Annotated in this window: 1 protein-coding gene and 1 pseudogene; one reads left to right on the forward strand and one right to left on the reverse strand. The window is 32.5% G+C overall.

Features of this window, described 5'->3' with window-relative positions:
* Positions 1-318 (forward strand): annotated as a pseudogene (locus ACFIMQ_RS09380) (hypothetical protein); the annotation flags it as partial.
* Here ACFIMQ_RS09380 and ACFIMQ_RS09385 read toward each other — a convergent pair.
* Complete coding sequence (locus ACFIMQ_RS09385; RefSeq protein WP_375610990.1) at positions 304-1,026, reverse strand: hypothetical protein; 723 nt, start codon at positions 1,024-1,026, stop codon at positions 304-306. The pseudogene ACFIMQ_RS09380 and the gene ACFIMQ_RS09385 overlap by 15 nt on opposite strands.
* Positions 1,027-1,142 lie beyond the last annotated feature (116 nt).

The following is a 1,142-nucleotide window of genomic DNA, read 5'->3' on the forward strand; positions in this document are numbered from 1 at the left end:
GATGCCGCGCAACAGTACCTACAGATAAGAAATAATTACCTTTGTGCAAAAGGCTTGCCTAATGCGATTTATGACGAAATGCCGTCATCATCTGATGATAAGGCAAGAGACAAATGGGTATCGTTTGCAACAGAGCAGTTTATAAACACGCAAGAGGCACTAAAAGAAGCACAATGCCTTTATAGACAGTATAATCTTCACGCTGCGCTACAGTATCTCGTTATAGAAGATCAAATGCTACCACACCTTGTGAATTCACTGCGCGTTGCTCTTAATGCGCTTCATAAGTATTTAATCGCTAGTTTAAAAAATTTTTAAATATCGCTTCCATTTTTCAAAAGAGCCATATCTTACTGGGGGTCTTATATCTTCTTTGGGCATCATTTCTCTATATACACTTATAGCAATAGAGCACATATTCACTGTATTTTGTAAACGAACGCTTTCATGTCCTAGTATCATATGCTCTGTACGAATAGTTTGTTCTTTTCTGCTAATGCCATTTGGAGAATTCAAAAATTTTTCTGCGTATTCAAACATTGGATCATTAAAATGTGTTTCAAATTTTGCTTTAAATAAAATAGTTTCTATAGTATCCCAGTCATTAAAAATACTACCGTATTTCTTAAGTTTTGTTTGCAAGTCGTTAAATGTAACTGTGGGCATACTTTTATCACCTTGTAATAAATCAGCAAAACGACCACAAAAAACAAGCACTATGTGATAATGTTTTAAAATATTAAATTCCGGAGGATTGCTAGGTAGTGTTATTAAATGCTTCCAAAATGGACTTTTATCATTGGGGATGTCTACAGTACTTCCCATAAATGTTTTTAAATACTCCACCGATTCTTTTGCCTTTGCTAATTTTTGATGATATTCTGAGTTTTGATAATTTTCACTTACATATTTTTCGTAAAGTTTATCGTATTGTTCTAAACTATCTACACTAGTGTATCTTGATAACACTGATATCGAAAAGAAAGCTATAAATATTACTATGAGCGTTATGGATAGTGACTTCATTATTTAATCCTTAAATTATAATAATTAACACTACCTAACCGATTCCCTTTGAAATTATCAATATGTGTTATTTTTATGTTGACAAAGTGTAGCAAATCGTATTTAATGACCTTACT

The organism is Bartonella sp. AD13SXNS (assembly GCF_042196465.1).
Classification (GTDB): domain Bacteria; phylum Pseudomonadota; class Alphaproteobacteria; order Rhizobiales; family Rhizobiaceae; genus Bartonella.